Here is a 14296-nt window from a genome sequence, read left to right as displayed (position 1 = left end):
ACTGATGAGGCACTTGGGGCGTTCCTTTTTTATGACCTTTGATCTTGTTATTGCCAAATCGAAGGTTAATTGCGAAATAAATGCTAAGAACCTCTATACGGACAGGCTAAAATGCGCGCCCGGCTAACCGCTGATCCTTTTCTAACGCGCCCCACAAGGTTCGCTACGTGATCGAGTTTCAAAACGTCCACAAGACTTACCGCGTCGCCGGTAAGGACATTCCCGCGCTGCACCCGACCAGTCTCACTATCGAGAACGGGCAGGTGTTCGGCCTCATCGGCCATTCCGGCGCGGGCAAAAGTACCCTGCTGCGTCTGATCAATCGCCTGGAGAACTCCAGTGGCGGCAAGATCATCGTCGACGGCGAAGAAGTCACCGCGCTGGACGCCAACGGCCTGCGCCGTTTCCGCCAGCAAGTCGGGATGATCTTCCAGCACTTCAACCTGCTCGCCTCTAAGACTGTGGCCGACAACGTTGCGTTGCCGCTGACCCTGGCCGGCGAACTGTCGGGCAGCGAGATCGACAAGCGTGTGGCCGAGTTGCTGGCGCGGGTCGGTCTGTCCGACCACGCCAAGAAGTATCCGGCGCAATTGTCCGGCGGTCAGAAACAGCGCGTCGGCATCGCCCGCGCCCTGGCGACCAAGCCAAAAATTCTGCTGTGCGACGAGGCCACCAGTGCCCTCGACCCGCAGACCACCGCGTCGGTCCTGCAACTGCTGGCCGAGATCAACCGCGAACTGAAACTGACCATCGTCCTGATCACCCACGAGATGGATGTCATCCGTCGCGTCTGCGATCAGGTGGCGGTGATGGATGCCGGCGTGATCGTCGAGCAAGGTTCCGTGGCCGATGTGTTCCTGCATCCCAAGCACCCGACCACCAAGCGTTTCGTCCAGGAAAGCGAGCAGATCGACGAAAGCGAGCAGCGTGATGACTTCGCTCACGTGCCGGGCCGTATCGTGCGTCTGACCTTCCAGGGCGAAGCGACCTACGCGCCGCTGCTCGGTACCGTCGCCCGGGAAACCGGCGTCGACTACAGCATCCTCGCCGGTCGTATCGACCGCATCAAAGACATTCCGTACGGGCAATTGACCCTCGCCGTCACCGGTGGCGACATGGAAGCGGCCTTCGCCCGCTTCACCGCCGCTGACGTTCACATGGAGGTATTGCGCTAATGGAAGACCTGATCAGTTTCTTCACCAATATCGACTGGTACGAAATCTGGCTGGCCACCGGCGACACCATGCTGATGCTTGGCGGTTCGCTGCTGTTCACCGTGCTGCTCGGCCTGCCGCTGGGCGTGTTGTTGTTCCTCTGCAGCCCGCGTCAGTTGCTGGAAAACCGTGGCCTCTACGCATTCATGTCGCTGGCGGTGAACATCCTGCGTTCGCTGCCGTTCATTATTCTGTTGATCGTGATGATCCCGTTCACCGTGCTGATCACCGGCACGTCGCTGGGCGTGGCCGGTGCGATTCCGCCGTTGGTCGTTGGTGCCACACCGTTCTTCGCGCGTCTGGTGGAAACCGCGCTGCGTGAAGTCGATCGCGGCATCATCGAAGCGACCCAGTCGATGGGCGCGACCACGCGGCAGATCATCATGAACGCCTTGCTGCCGGAAGCCCGCCCGGGCATCTTCGCGGCGATTACGGTGACGGCGATTACACTGGTGTCCTACACGGCGATGGCCGGTGTAGTCGGTGCCGGTGGTCTGGGTGACCTGGCCATCCGTTTCGGTTACCAGCGTTTCCAGACTGACGTGATGATCGTCACCGTGGTGTTGCTGTTGATTCTGGTGCAAGTGCTGCAGATGGTCGGTGATCGACTGGTCGTGCATTTCTCGCGCAAATAAGCAGTTTTGTATTGAACAGATGAGCCGGCCATTCGCTGGCAGGCGCCAGACGGGCGCCTCATAAGGAGTTAGCTGAATGAAAAAACTGATCGCTGCTTTTGCTGCCGTTGCAGCATTCTCGGCCCACGCCGAAACCTTGACCGTTGCCGCCACTCCGGTGCCGCACGCAGAAATCCTCGAGTTCGTGAAGCCGGCGCTGGCCAAAGAAGGTGTGGATCTGAAGGTCAAGGTCTTCACCGACTACATTCAGCCGAACGTACAGGTCGCGGAAAAACGTCTGGACGCCAACTTCTTCCAGCATCAGCCTTACCTCAATGAGTTCAACAAGGCCAAGGGTACTAATCTGGTCGCCGTGACCGGCGTGCACCTGGAGCCACTGGGCGCCTACTCGAGCAAGCTCAAGGATCTGAAGGACCTGCCAAGCGGCGCCAACGTGGTCATCCCGAACGACGCCACCAACGGCGGCCGTGCGCTGTTGCTGCTGGCCAAGGCTGGCGTGATCACGCTGAAGGATCCGACCAACATCCTGTCGACCGTCAAAGACATCGCGACCAACCCGAAAGACCTGAAAATCCGTGAACTGGAAGCCGCGACCATCCCGCGCGTGCTGACCCAGGTCGATCTGGCGCTGATCAACACCAACTACGCGCTGGAAGCCAAGCTTGATCCGTCCAAGGATGCGCTGGTGATTGAAGGTAATGATTCGCCGTACGTGAACATCCTCGTGTCCCGCGCGGACAACAAGGACAGCGACGCGATGAAGAAACTCGCTGCTGCGCTGCACAGCCCGGAAGTGAAGCAATTCATTACCGAGAAGTACAAAGGCGCAGTATTGCCGGCGTTCTGATTTAGATTGCTGCAACGAAAAGGGGACGCCATGTGCGTCCCCTTTTTTGTGTCTGGTGTTTGGCTTTGGATCTGCTGTGAAGCTGCCCCTCACCCCAGCCCTCTCCCGAGGGAGAGGGGCCGACCGAGTTGTCTTGCGTCATGCATCGACCTGAAAGATCTTGGCGATTATGGATTCGGCACAGCACATCGACCTGTACGATCTTGACGATTATGGATTCAGCACAGCGCTTACAGGTCGGCGTATTTCTACAGCATTCCCCATTCAGTCCCCTCTCCCTCCGGGAGAGGGCTAGGGTGAGGGGCTTTTCGCTCTTCAGTTTTTATTTGCGGTTAAGCATCACCGGCAGCTGCGCCACCAGTTTGGCGTTGTTCAGCGGCGCTCGAATAAACCCACGCTGAGTGCCATCCGGCCCGATCACCGCTAGGTTTCCGCTGTGATCGACCGTGTAATTCGGCTTACTGGTATCCGCCGGAATAAACGGAATACTCACCGCGTTCGCGACCTTCTGCAGCTCTTCAATCGAGGTCGGCGTCAGGCCAACAAACTGCGGATCGAAGTAACCCAAGTACTGCTTCAACTGCTTGGGGTTATCGCGGTTCGGGTCAACGCTGACCAGCACGATCTGCAATTTATCCACAGCGTCCTTGGGCAATTCACTCTTGATCTGCCGTAGCTGCGCCAATGTGGTCGGGCAGATGTCCGGGCAGAAGGTGTAGCCGAAGAACAGCAGACTCCACTTACCTTTGAGCTCATTGATCGCCACCGGTTTGCCGTCCTGATCGGTCATCGTCACGTCCGGCAGATTACGGCTTTGCGGCAGCAGAATGATGCCAGCGTCGATCAGCGCAGTCGGGTCGCCCTGGCCCTTGCCGCTCAGCACTTTGTTGACGGTCAGGCCGAGGATCAGCGCGATCACGGCGACGAGGATGAAGACGGTTTTCTGGGTTCGAGTCATAGGTTCAACAGTAAGTAGTGGTCTACGAGCAGGGCGATGAACAGCAGAAACAAGTACCAAATAGAGTACTTGAAGGTGTTGATCGCCGCGTGCGGCCGAGTGCCACGGTACAGCACCACGGCCCATTGCAGAAACCTTGCACCGAGGGCGAGTGCGCAAATCAGGTAGAGCATGCCGCTCATGTGAATCACGTACGGCAGCAGACTCACCGCCAGCAGCGCAAACGTGTACAGCAGAATATGGACCTTGGTGTAGTGCTCGCCGTGGGTGACCGGCAGCATCGGGATGTCGGCCTTGGCGTATTCCTCCTTGCGATGAATCGCCAGCGCCCAGAAGTGCGGCGGCGTCCAGGCGAAGATGATCAGCACCAGCAACAACGGTTCGGCGCTGACGTGGCCGGTGGCGGCGGTCCAGCCCAACAGCGGCGGTGCGGCGCCGGCGAGGCCACCGATGACGATGTTCTGCGGCGTCGCGCGTTTGAGGAAACCGGTGTAGATCACCGCATAACCGAGCAGTGAGGCCAAGGTCAGCCAAGCGGTCAGCGGATTGGTGAAGGTCAGCAACAGGGCCTGGCCGAGCAGCGCCAGAACCAACGCAAAGGTCAGCGCCGCCGCCGGCGAAACCCGGCCCTCGGCCAGTGGCCGTTTATGCGTGCGCGCCATCACCGCATCAATGCGCCGATCCACCACATGATTGACCGCCGCCGCACCGCCGGCACACAACGCAATCCCCAGATTGCCGAACACCAGCACCGTCCACGGCACCCCGGCACGGGTCGCGAGGAACATGCCGACCAGCGAGGTGATCAGCATCAGCACCACGACTTTCGGTTTGGTCAGTTCCAGATAATCACGCCAGATCGCCTGATGCGGGCGCTCGCCAATCAGAATCGCCACGGCGTTTCTCCTTTGATAGTGATGGGCGCGGCGGAGTGTTTGCGCGGGCTCAGGCGCCAGCGCGCGAGCACCGGTTGTTTGACCCGAACCAGACTGGTGCGCGCGTGGTAATTGACCAGCACCATCGTCAGCAACAGCGCCGCACCGCCAGCGTTATGCGCGACCGCCACCGGCAGCGGCAGATGGAACAGCACGTTGCTGATGCCGAGGCTGATCTGCGCCGCGAGGGCAATCAGCACCAGACCGGCCAAGCGAGTCATGCCGACCACTTTCAATTGCCAGGCCAGACCGAGCAAAACCAATGTCACCAGCAGCGCACCAATGCGATGAGTCAGGTGAATCGCCGTGCGCGCATCACTGTCGAGTTGCCCGCCGAGATAGTTCGGGCCGATGTGTTGAGTCAGATGAAAGCCATTGGCGAAATCCGCCGGCGGCAGCCATTGCCCGTGGCAGGTCGGGAAGTCGATGCAGGCCACCGCCGCGTAGTTGGAACTGACCCAGCCACCCAGCGCGATCTGGCCAATCACCAGCAACAATCCCGCCGTCGCCCAATACTGCAGACGCTTGGGCACGGTCAGCGCCGGCAACACTCCGGACAATCGCAACGTCAGCAAAAACAGCAGACTCAGCGTCGCAAAGCCGCCGAGCAAATGCCCGGTGACCACCTGCGGCCAAAGCTTGAGCGTCACCGTCCACATGCCGAACGCCGCTTGCGCAAACACCACCGCCAGCAGAAACAGCGGTAGCTTCAACGGCTGTCCCGGATGACGACGGTTGACCCACGCGCGCCCGGCCAGAATCGAAATCAGCAGGCCGAGGGTGCCGGCGAAGTAGCGGTGGATCATCTCGTTCCAGCCCTTGTGCGCCTCCACCGGCGAGTCGGGGTAATGCAGTTCGGCATGGGCCAGTTGCGCTTCGCTTTTCGGCACGCTGATAAACCCGTAGCAGCCCGGCCAGTCCGGACAGCCGAGGCCGGCGTGGGTCAGGCGCGTATAGGCGCCGAGCAGCACCACAATCAGTGCCAGCAGGGTGGCAAACAACGCGAGGCGAAATCCAGGTTTGGCCATGACGATGCCCTTATCCGATGTTCGACAGTTTCAGCAGGTGACGCAGGTCGTTGAGCAGATCCTTGCCTTTCACATTCGGCTCGTAGCGCAGCACGAGGTTGCCGTGAGGGTCGATGATCCACAGTTGCGGCGTGGCCTTGTCGCCCGTGGTTTTGCTGAACGTCGTAGCGTCCAGCGGATAACGTTGCAGCTGTGGATATTCGCGGGTCAGCTTGGCCTCGTAATCGGCGCTCACCGGTTGCGCAGCAGCAAGGGCGTGGCTTGCGCGGCCGGCATCGCGGCCGAGGCCGATCTGGATCTGCCGCGCCAGGTAAACCAGTTGCTGGCAATCCACCGCGCAATCCTTCGGCGCGGTGACCAGGATCTGCCAGCGCTCCTCGTCGGCCTGCACGCCGAGGTCGGCGCGGGTCTGGCCGTTGCCGATCAGTTCGCCGTGATAGCTGCGACCCTCCGGTACCCAGAACTGCAATTTGTACATGCCGGTGGCGAGCACCATCGGGCCGATCACGCCGAGCACAATCAGCAGCAATTGAATGCGCCCGCGACGGCGGGTGGCGGCAGGTTTCGCCTCAGACATGCTGGGTGGATTCATGGCCGTTCCCATGGTGTTTCTCCTTTGCGTTGTGCAAGCCCAAATAGACGTAGAGGCCGAGCAGGGCGGTGGCCATGGCGAACCACTGCACGGCGTAACCGAGGTGTTTTTCCGGGCCCATGGCAACCACCGGCCAATCGGCCTCGTAGCTGGCCGGGCCGGGTTCGGCGCGTAATTCGTAGGCGAAACCGTCGCGGTCGAGGGTTTTCCACAGCTTGGCCGGCTCGACGGCGGTGATGGTTTGCGGCCAGGTGCTGCTGGCAGGGTCGGCGTGCAACTGGAAGGTCGCGCCGGGGGCGACGTAGACCCAGGCATCGACATTCAACGCCTCAGTGGGCGTAGTGAATTGTGGCGGCACGCGGCGATCCGGCCACGGCAACCAGCCGCGATTGACCAGCAGCCATTGGCCGGTGCGTTGATCCTGAAACGGTTGCAGCAGTTCGACGCCGACCTTGCCGTTACGCTGACGGTTATCCAGCAACAGACTGTGCGCCGCATCGAACTGGCCGTGCAGGTGCACGCGGCGATACGCCAGGTCGGCGCTGCTCAGCAACTCGCTGCTGGCCATTGGTTCGGCGGCGCGGCGTTCGGCGTAACTGGCGAGCAGGGCAGTTTTTTCGGCGCCCCGGCTCAGTTGCCAGAAGCCCAGCGACACCAGCAGCGGCAGCAACAACGCCACCACCACGGTCGGAATCACGCCCGGACGAAAGTGCTTCATGGCTGCGCCACAAAGTCAGTCGTCGCGATCGCTATACTCAACTGCATCGCCTGTCCCCCGGAGTTCTTCCCATGCTCAAAACAGCCATCGTCCTGATGCTGACTGCCACGGTGATCAGCCTGTTCAGCGGCCTGTTTTTCCTGGTCAAGGACGACAGCAGTTCCAATCGCCTGGTCATCGCCTTGAGTGTTCGGGTGGCATTGGCCGCTGCCACCGTCGGCTTGATCGCCTGGGGCTTTTACAGCGGCCAATTGGTGTCGCATGCGCCTTGGTAGCGTTGAAGCTCAGAGTACGTAAACGAAGATAAACAGGCCGATCCACACCACGTCGACGAAGTGCCAATACCAGCTCGCCGCTTCGAAACCGAACTGATGTTCGTTGTCGAAATGGCCCTTCATGATGCGCATCAGCATCACAAACAGAATGATCGTGCCGATGGTCACGTGGGCGCCGTGGAAACCGGTGAGCATGAAGAACGTCGCGCCATAAATACCGGAACCGAGGGTCAGGCCCAGTTCGTGGTAGGCGTGCATGTATTCCTCAGCCTGGAAACCGAGAAACGCGCAGCCCAGCAGCACGGTGATCGCCAGCCAGATTTTCAGCGCGCCGCGATGGCCCCTCTTCAAGGCATGGTGGGCGATGGTGATGGTCACGCTGGAGCTGACCAGCAGAATTGTGTTGATCAGCGGCAGGCCCCACGGGCTGATGACTTCTTTCGGCGGCGGGAACAGTTTCGGATCCGGCGTGTGCAGCAGCGGCCAGGTGAACTGGAAGTTCGGCCAGAGCATGTGCGCGATGCCTTTGGTGCCCTCACCGCCGAGCGCTGGTCCGGAGACGTGCCGCACGTAAAACAGCGCACCGAAGAAGGCGACGAAGAACATCACCTCGGAGAAGATGAACCAACTCATGCCCCAGCGAAACGAGCGATCCAGCTGTGCGCTGTAAAGGCCCGCGCGGCTTTCCTTGATCACCGTACCGAACCAGCCGAACAGCATGTACGCCAGCAACAGGCCACCGACGAAAAAGATGTACGGGCCGTGGGATTCCGGGCGCGCCGCCTTCAGATCGTTGAACCAGGTGGCGAGGCCGTACACGGTAATGGCCATGCCGAAGGTCGCGATGATCGGCCATTTGCTCTGGGCCGGAACGTAATAGTGCTCATGAGTTGCCATTTATTGTTCTCCTTATCGGGCACGCTCAACCGCCAGTGTTTACAGCCACCGGCGGATGTCGGGCGGTGATATCGAACAGCGTGTAGGACAGCGTCAGGTGCTTCACATCCTTGGGCATGTCGCGGTCAACAATGAAGCGCACCGGCATCTCGATCTGCTGACCGGGCTGCAGCACCTGCTGGGTAAAGCAAAAGCATTCGGTCTTGTGGAAATACGCCGCCGCATTGCTCGGCGCGATGCTCGGCACGGCTTGCGCACTCATCGGTTTGTCGGTGGGGTTGCGCGCGATGAAGATCATCTCGTTGACCGCGCCGGGGTTGGCGGTGAGTTCGTCATGCTTGGGGTAGAAATCCCACGGCATGTCGGCGGTGTTGGTCGACAGAAACTGCACACGGATCTGGCGAGAAGTGTCGACCACTTGCTCACCCTCGTACTGCCCGGCGGTCTTGCCATTGATGCCGAAGGCTTTGCACATCACGTCGTAGATCGGCACCAGGGCAAAACCGAAAACAAACATCGCCACCACCACGCCGAGCAGGCGGGTGACCAGTTTTTTCAGCGAGATCGAGTCAGCCATGGTTCATGCCTCCCCACCAAACCCTGTAGGAGTGAGCCTGCTCGCGATGGGTCCACCGCGGTGTGCCTGACACACCGCCATCGCGAGCAGGCTCACTCCTACAAAAGTCAGGCGTTTCATTTCACTTCCGGCGGCGTGGTGAAGGTGTGATACGGCGCCGGTGACGGCACGCTCCACTCCAGACCTTCCGCACCATCCCACGGTTTGGCCGGTGCTGGCGGGCCGCCGCGAATGGTCTTGATCACGATGAACAAGAAGAAAATCTGCGTCGCGCCAAACATGAACGCACCAATCGAGGAGACCATGTTGAAGTCGGCGAACTGCAGGTTGTAGTCCGGAATCCGTCGCGGCATCCCCGCCAGTCCCACAAAGTGCATCGGGAAAAAGGTCAGGTTCATGCCGACGAACGACAGCCAGAAATGCAGCTTGCCGAGGGTTTCGTCGTACATGTGCCCGGTCCATTTCGGCAGCCAGTAGTAGGTCGAGGCGAAGATCCCGAAGATCGCCCCCGGCACCAGCACGTAGTGGAAGTGCGCGACCACAAAGTAGGTGTCCTGGTACTGGAAGTCCGCCGGGGCGATGGCCAGCATCAGTCCGGAGAAACCACCGATGGAGAACAGGATCACGAACGCCACGGCAAACAGCATCGGCGTTTCGAAGGTCAGCGAGCCTTGCCACATGGTGCTGGCCCAGTTGAACACCTTCACCCCGGTCGGCACCGCGATCAGCAGCGTGGCGTACATGAAGAACAACTCGCCCACTAGCGGAATGCCGACCACGAACATGTGGTGCGCCCAGACGATGAACGACAGGAAGGCGATGCTCGCCGTCGCATAAACCATCGAGGTGTAGCCAAACAGCGGTTTGCGCGAAAAGGTCGGGATGATCGAGCTGACGGCGCCGAAGGCCGGCAGGATCATGATGTACACCTCGGGATGCCCGAAGAACCAGAACACATGCTGGAACAACACCGGGTCACCGCCACCGGCAGCACTGAAGAAACTGGTGCCGAAGTGGATGTCCATCAACATCATCGTCACGCACCCGGCCAGCACCGGCATCACCGCGATCAGCAGGAACGCGGTGATCAGCCAGGTCCAGACGAACAGCGGCATTTTCATCAGGGTCATGCCGGGAGCACGCAGGTTGAGAATGGTCGCGATCACGTTGATCGCACCCAAGATCGAACTGATGCCCATCAAGTGGATGGCGAAGATAAAGAAGGTCACGCTTTCCGGCGCATACGTCGTCGACAGCGGCGCATAGAACGTCCAGCCAAAGTTCGGCCCGCCACCGGGGGTGAACAGGGTCGACACGAGGATCAGGAACGCCGCCGGCAACAGCCAGAAACTGAAGTTGTTCATCCGGGGCAAGGCCATGTCCGGCGCGCCGATCATCAACGGGATCATCCAGTTGGCGAGGCCGACGAACGCTGGCATCACCGCACCGAAGACCATCACCAGACCGTGCATGGTGGTCATCTGGTTGAAGAACGCCGGCTCGACGATCTGCAATCCGGGCTGGAACAGTTCGGCGCGAATCACCATCGCGAACGTACCGCCGAGCAGGAACATGCAGAACGCAAACCACAGGTACAGGGTGCCGATGTCCTTGTGGTTGGTGGTCAGCACCCAGCGCATCAGGCCTTTGGCGGGGCCGTGGGCGTGGTCGGCATGACCATGGTCATCAATGACAGCGCTCATGGCCGGTCTCCTTTACGTGAGTGGGTGGGGCAGGCCGGGGCGCGCTGCCCCGGCCGGTTCACGAGGTACGCGATAGACCGGCTCATTTGCTTTCCGCCTGTTTCAGCTCCAGCACTTCTTTTGGCGTGACCATGTCGCCCTTGTTGTTGCCCCAGGCGTTACGTTCGTAGGTCACGACCGCTGCGATATCGACTTCCGACAGCTGTTTGCCGAACGCCGCCATGGCAGTGCCGGGCTTGCCGTGGAAGACAATGCTCAGGTGGCCTTCTTTCGGTCCAGTGGCGATTTTCGAACCCTTGAGCGCCGGGAACATCGGCGGCAGGCCCTGACCTTCGGCCTGGTGACAGGCAACGCAGGTGGTGTGATAGATCTTGTCGCCACGTTCCTTGAGTTCGTCGAGGGTCCATTCCTTGCTGGTCAGCTCTTTCAGTTGCGCGGCCTCGGCTTTACGCTCGGCGAGCCACTTGTCGTAGTCGGCCTTGTCCTTGACCTCGACCACGATCGGCATGAAGCCGTGATCCTTGCCGCACAGTTCGGCGCACTGGCCACGGTAGATTCCGGGCTTGTCGATGCGCGTCCAGGCTTCGTTGACGAACCCCGGAATCGCATCGCGTTTCACCGCGAAGGCCGGCACCCACCAGGAGTGGATAACGTCGGCCGAGGTCACGAGGAAGCGCACCTTGGCGCCGGTCGGCAGCACGAGCGGCTTATCGACCTCGAGCAAATAGTGCTCGCCCTTGGTTTCCTTGTTGTGGATCTGTTCGGCGGGGGTGGCCAGGTTGCTGAAGAACTCGACGTCCTGGCCCAGGTATTTGTAGTGCCACTTCCACTGATAACCGGTGATCTGGATATCGATATCCGGCTCACTGGTGTCGTACATCTTGATCAGGGTGGCGGTCGCCGGCACGGCCATCGCTACCAGAATCAGGAACGGTACGACGGTCCAGAGAATCTCGACGGTGGTGCTTTCGTGGAATTTTGCGGCGACCTGCCCGGTAGAACGGCGGTGCACCATCATCGACCAGAACATGGCGCCGAAGACGATGATCCCGATCACCACACAGATCCAGAAAATGGTCATGTGCAGGTCGAATACTGCGTGACTGATTTCAGTCGCTCCAGGCGCCATATTCACAGTCCAGGCGGCGTGCGCAGGACTGAAAATCGACCACAACAGGAGGCCCATCCAGACGTGTGGATGTCGCATCATTGCGGGTTCCCCTTATCGTTCTTGTTATCCCGCCGGCTTTCGCCTGCGGCAAGGGAGCGGCTGCATCAGACTACGAACTTGAATCGCCGGGCCTTGCTGCGGGTGCAGTCGGGCGTCATCAGCTAACTCCATTCACTGGCGAGTATAGACAGCGACGGGAAATTGCAATGTGCGCACGTAAATCAACTGAAACAGCTGGCACTTGCGTTCAAGGGCACGAATGGAGAAGGATGCAGACGAGTGGTGGCAAACCGATATAACGCAGGTGCATCAAGGATGAAATAATTATGACAAATGCGTCTTAGCATTTTTCGTAAGCCAGCTAAGTTATGTCTTCCCTATTTCATTGCCTTGTTTCCTGGAGTTTTCATGAACACCGCCGCATTGCGCGAGCAGATCCAAAAAGCCCAACAACACGAAAAAGAAACCGGCCTGCTGACCCGTCAGCTGGAAAGCAAGCTGCCTCATTTACACCCGGCGATCCAATTGCCGGAAGCCGACGCCAATGGTGTGCTGACGCGTTTTGTCGCCGCCTATATCGATGAAGTGCCAGACCTGCTGGATGCAGCCAATGAAGTTGCCAGGGAAGCGGGAATCGAATCGCAGATCAAACCGGTGCTGAAAATCGCCGAGCAGTATTTCCTCCAGCCGCCAGCCATCATGGCCGGGCACGTTGGCCTGGACAGCCTGCTCGACGAAGCCTATCTGGCGCACCGTTTTGTCGAAGAGGTCAACGACCTGTACATCAAGCATTTCGGCCAGCCACTGATCCCCTTGGACATGACGGTCGCCAACTTGATTGCTCACCAATTGATCGGTGAGGAATTTGCCAACCAACTGGACGAAGCGGTGCATCACGCCATTGACGAGATGCTCAACGACGAAAGTTTTGCCCTGGAATCGGTAGAGGTCTACCGCGAAAAACTCAGCAGCCCGGACACCGGCGCCGCGTGGAAACGCTGGCCGTGCATGGGCCGCCGACTGGGTGTGGGTCTGGAACTGGACCAGCCTGCTGCCTGAGTTCACACGATCCAATGTAGGAGTGAGCCTGCTCGCGATGGCGATAGATCATTCAACATCTCTGTTGACTGACCCACCGCCATCGCGAGCAGGCTCACTCCTACAGGGGTTGAGTTCAACCAGCAAATTTAGCCGGCCGCGCCGATCCCGGTAGTGGTTCGAATCCGTCCCTCAAGCCTGCGCTTCAACCCCCGCGACTCAATCAACAGCTTCGAGCCCTTCGCCGCATTCGCCCGGCCCCACTCCTCCAGCAACTCCAGACACGAATGGTCGATGTAACTCAGATTATTGAGCGGCACATGCACCGTGGTGCCCTGCGGAATACTGCCCAGCACTTGCGTCAGCGCCGGCACCTTGAGGAATGTCGCTGCGCCGACCAGACGCAACTCCATCTCACCGTCCTGCGGCAGATCGATCAGGCTGATCTTCAAACGCGACGCCTTGAACGCCAGCTTCAACATCGTCAGACCGAAACCGATCAACACGCCCGTCAGCAGGTCAGTGAAGATGATTGCCAGCGCTGTCGCCGCGTAGGTGAACATCGGCATGCGCCCATAACGACCCAGACCTCGAAACGCTTTGAGATCGACCAGTTTGAACCCGGTGTAAACCAGCACACCGGCCAGACTCGCCACCGGAATGCTTTGCAGCACACTCGACAGCAACAGCACGAATGCCAGCAGCCACAGGCCATGGAAGATCGTCGAGTAACGCGTGGTCGCACCGGCCTGGACGTTGGCCGAACTGCGCACGATCACCCCGGTCATCGGCAGCGCCCCGAGCAGACCGCAGAGCATGTTGCCGACCCCTTGCGCCGACAGTTCACGGTCGAAGTCCGAACGTACGCCGCTGTGCATGCGATCCACCGCTGCGGCGGACAGCAAGGTTTCCGCGCTGGCAATAAACGCTACCGCGAAGGCGGCGATCAACAGCGTCGGATCGGCCAGACTGAGCAGGTCCGCCGGTTTCAGCCAATCGATGGCTTCGGCCAGATTCGCCGGCACTTCAACACGTTTCACCTGCAACGCCAGCAGCAGACTCGCGCCTGTCGCCAGCCCGACACCGAGCAATGCCCCGGGCACGAAGCGCAGCGAATGCGGGCGAAACTTCTCCCACAACCACATCACTGCAATCGTCGACAGCCCGAGCAACCCGGCCTGCCAGCCGAACGACGGCAAGGCCTGCGCCACAGCAGCCGGGAACGCCGTGAGGTTATCCAGCCCTGAAGGCTTGGGTGACGCATCAAGCATCACATGCACCTGTGACAGCACGATCAACACGCCAATCCCCGCCAGCATCCCGTACACCACCGCTGGCGCCGTGACCCGAAACCAGCAACCCAGTTTCAAGCGGCCGGCGACCAGTTGCAGAAAACCGGCAAGCAACAGAATCGGCCCGAGCATTTCGATTCCGTGCTGGCGCACCAGTTCGAACACCAACACCGCCAGACCTGCCGCCGGCCCGCTGACCTGCAACGGCGAACCCGCCAGCCAACCGACCACCAGACCACCGATGATCCCGGTGATCAGCCCTTTGGCCGGTGGCAACCCTGAGGCGATCGCAATACCCATGCACAGCGGCAGGGCGACCAGAAACACAACCACTGAAGCGAGCAGCTCCCGTGGCAACACCGCTTTCAATTGAGCCGCACGCATGGCGATTCTCCCGAAGTTTTCTTCAGGCATGG

General features: G+C 60.1%; 15 protein-coding genes. 5 read left to right on the top strand and 10 right to left on the bottom strand.

The features are described 5' to 3' along the window. Positions 1-167: 167 nt before the first annotated feature. From KBP52_RS18110 to KBP52_RS18100, 3 genes are all read left to right on the top strand, one after another. Positions 168-1175: a methionine ABC transporter ATP-binding protein gene (locus tag KBP52_RS18110; protein ID WP_212620685.1), complete on the top strand. Its 1008-nt coding sequence runs from the start codon at positions 168-170 to the stop codon at positions 1173-1175. Continuing rightward, positions 1175-1849 carry a methionine ABC transporter permease gene (locus KBP52_RS18105; RefSeq protein WP_016986455.1) on the top strand — a complete coding sequence of 225 codons (675 nt, stop codon included), beginning with the start codon at positions 1175-1177 and terminating at the stop codon, positions 1847-1849. The genes KBP52_RS18110 and KBP52_RS18105 overlap by 1 nt, the downstream gene beginning before the upstream one ends. Positions 1850-1925: 76 nt before the next feature. Next, positions 1926-2696, top strand: coding sequence for a MetQ/NlpA family ABC transporter substrate-binding protein (locus tag KBP52_RS18100; protein WP_077575205.1), 771 nt, complete (start codon positions 1926-1928; stop codon positions 2694-2696). Between the two features lie 322 nt (positions 2697-3018). Here the strand turns inward: KBP52_RS18100 and KBP52_RS18095 are convergent, their stop codons facing one another. From KBP52_RS18095 to KBP52_RS18075, 5 genes are read right to left on the bottom strand one after another with little or no spacing between them, the layout of a single operon-like run. After that, entirely contained in the window at positions 3019-3654 is a 636-nt protein-coding gene (locus KBP52_RS18095; protein WP_007911741.1) for an SCO family protein, read from the bottom strand. Then, positions 3651-4550 carry a heme o synthase gene (gene cyoE, locus KBP52_RS18090; RefSeq protein ID WP_077575206.1) on the bottom strand — a complete coding sequence of 300 codons (900 nt, stop codon included), beginning with the start codon at positions 4548-4550 and terminating at the stop codon, positions 3651-3653. Before cyoE ends, KBP52_RS18095 begins: the two co-directional genes overlap by 4 nt. Beyond that, positions 4538-5617: a COX15/CtaA family protein gene (locus KBP52_RS18085; protein WP_116028648.1), complete on the bottom strand. Its 1080-nt coding sequence runs from the start codon at positions 5615-5617 to the stop codon at positions 4538-4540. The genes cyoE and KBP52_RS18085 overlap by 13 nt, the downstream gene beginning before the upstream one ends. Positions 5618-5627: 10 nt before the next feature. Then, positions 5628-6221, bottom strand: a complete 594-nt coding sequence (locus KBP52_RS18080) for a hypothetical protein (RefSeq protein WP_137219424.1) — start codon at positions 6219-6221, stop codon at positions 5628-5630. Beyond that, positions 6187-6927 carry an SURF1 family protein gene (locus KBP52_RS18075; protein ID WP_212620684.1) on the bottom strand — a complete coding sequence of 247 codons (741 nt, stop codon included), beginning with the start codon at positions 6925-6927 and terminating at the stop codon, positions 6187-6189. Before KBP52_RS18075 ends, KBP52_RS18080 begins: the two co-directional genes overlap by 35 nt. A gap of 71 nt (positions 6928-6998) precedes the next feature. Here KBP52_RS18075 and KBP52_RS18070 point away from each other — a divergent pair, with 71 nt between their 5' ends. Continuing rightward, a complete protein-coding gene (locus tag KBP52_RS18070; RefSeq protein ID WP_212620683.1) occupies positions 6999-7202 on the top strand; it encodes a twin transmembrane helix small protein in 204 nt (67 codons plus the stop codon). Between the two features lie 9 nt (positions 7203-7211). On the opposite strand, the gene KBP52_RS18065 is transcribed toward KBP52_RS18070, so the two are convergent. The 4 genes from KBP52_RS18065 to coxB all read right to left on the bottom strand — a co-directional run bounded on the left by KBP52_RS18065 (position 7212) and on the right by coxB (position 11589). Then, the gene (locus KBP52_RS18065; protein WP_212620682.1) at positions 7212-8099 is read right to left on the bottom strand and encodes a cytochrome c oxidase subunit 3; all 888 of its coding nucleotides are present in this window, start codon (positions 8097-8099) and stop codon (positions 7212-7214) included. A 25-nt stretch (positions 8100-8124) separates the two neighbouring features. Next, complete coding sequence (locus KBP52_RS18060; protein WP_123593409.1) at positions 8125-8676, bottom strand: cytochrome c oxidase assembly protein; 552 nt, start codon at positions 8674-8676, stop codon at positions 8125-8127. 116 nt (positions 8677-8792) lie between these two features. Beyond that, on the bottom strand, positions 8793-10379 hold the full coding sequence (ctaD, locus tag KBP52_RS18055; RefSeq protein WP_212620681.1) for a cytochrome c oxidase subunit I: 1587 nt from the start codon (positions 10377-10379) through the stop codon (positions 8793-8795). 82 nt (positions 10380-10461) lie between these two features. After that, positions 10462-11589: a cytochrome c oxidase subunit II gene (gene coxB / locus KBP52_RS18050; RefSeq protein WP_077575211.1), complete on the bottom strand. Its 1128-nt coding sequence runs from the start codon at positions 11587-11589 to the stop codon at positions 10462-10464. A gap of 369 nt (positions 11590-11958) precedes the next feature. Here coxB and KBP52_RS18045 point away from each other — a divergent pair, with 369 nt between their 5' ends. After that, positions 11959-12609, top strand: coding sequence for a hypothetical protein (locus KBP52_RS18045; protein WP_095119633.1), 651 nt, complete (start codon positions 11959-11961; stop codon positions 12607-12609). A 128-nt stretch (positions 12610-12737) separates the two neighbouring features. Here the strand turns inward: KBP52_RS18045 and KBP52_RS18040 are convergent, their stop codons facing one another. After that, positions 12738-14264, bottom strand: coding sequence for a SulP family inorganic anion transporter (locus tag KBP52_RS18040; RefSeq protein WP_016983437.1), 1527 nt, complete (start codon positions 14262-14264; stop codon positions 12738-12740). Positions 14265-14296: the final 32 nt, after the last annotated feature.

This window comes from Pseudomonas sp. SCA2728.1_7, from assembly GCF_018138145.1.
GTDB classification, from domain to species: domain Bacteria; phylum Pseudomonadota; class Gammaproteobacteria; order Pseudomonadales; family Pseudomonadaceae; genus Aquipseudomonas; species Aquipseudomonas koreensis_A.
This window is presented reverse-complemented; position numbering and strand designations above follow the sequence as displayed.

Bases quoted from the DNA above. Each gene is read 5' to 3' on its own strand.
- KBP52_RS18085 (WP_116028648.1), bottom strand. From the start codon at position 5,617: ATGGCCAAACCTGGATTTCGCCTCGCGTTGTTTGCCACCCTGCTGGCA.
- coxB (WP_077575211.1), bottom strand. From the start codon at position 11,589: ATGATGCGACATCCACACGTCTGGATGGGCCTCCTGTTGTGGTCGATT.
- KBP52_RS18100 (WP_077575205.1), top strand. From the start codon at position 1,926: ATGAAAAAACTGATCGCTGCTTTTGCTGCCGTTGCAGCATTCTCGGCC.
- KBP52_RS18080 (WP_137219424.1), bottom strand. From the start codon at position 6,221: ATGGGAACGGCCATGAATCCACCCAGCATGTCTGAGGCGAAACCTGCC.
- KBP52_RS18040 (WP_016983437.1), bottom strand. From the start codon at position 14,264: ATGCGTGCGGCTCAATTGAAAGCGGTGTTGCCACGGGAGCTGCTCGCT.
- KBP52_RS18045 (WP_095119633.1), top strand. From the start codon at position 11,959: ATGAACACCGCCGCATTGCGCGAGCAGATCCAAAAAGCCCAACAACAC.
- KBP52_RS18070 (WP_212620683.1), top strand. From the start codon at position 6,999: ATGCTCAAAACAGCCATCGTCCTGATGCTGACTGCCACGGTGATCAGC.
- KBP52_RS18060 (WP_123593409.1), bottom strand. From the start codon at position 8,676: ATGGCTGACTCGATCTCGCTGAAAAAACTGGTCACCCGCCTGCTCGGC.
- KBP52_RS18065 (WP_212620682.1), bottom strand. From the start codon at position 8,099: ATGGCAACTCATGAGCACTATTACGTTCCGGCCCAGAGCAAATGGCCG.
- KBP52_RS18105 (WP_016986455.1), top strand. From the start codon at position 1,175: ATGGAAGACCTGATCAGTTTCTTCACCAATATCGACTGGTACGAAATC.
- KBP52_RS18075 (WP_212620684.1), bottom strand. From the start codon at position 6,927: ATGAAGCACTTTCGTCCGGGCGTGATTCCGACCGTGGTGGTGGCGTTG.
- ctaD (WP_212620681.1), bottom strand. From the start codon at position 10,379: ATGAGCGCTGTCATTGATGACCATGGTCATGCCGACCACGCCCACGGC.
- KBP52_RS18095 (WP_007911741.1), bottom strand. From the start codon at position 3,654: ATGACTCGAACCCAGAAAACCGTCTTCATCCTCGTCGCCGTGATCGCG.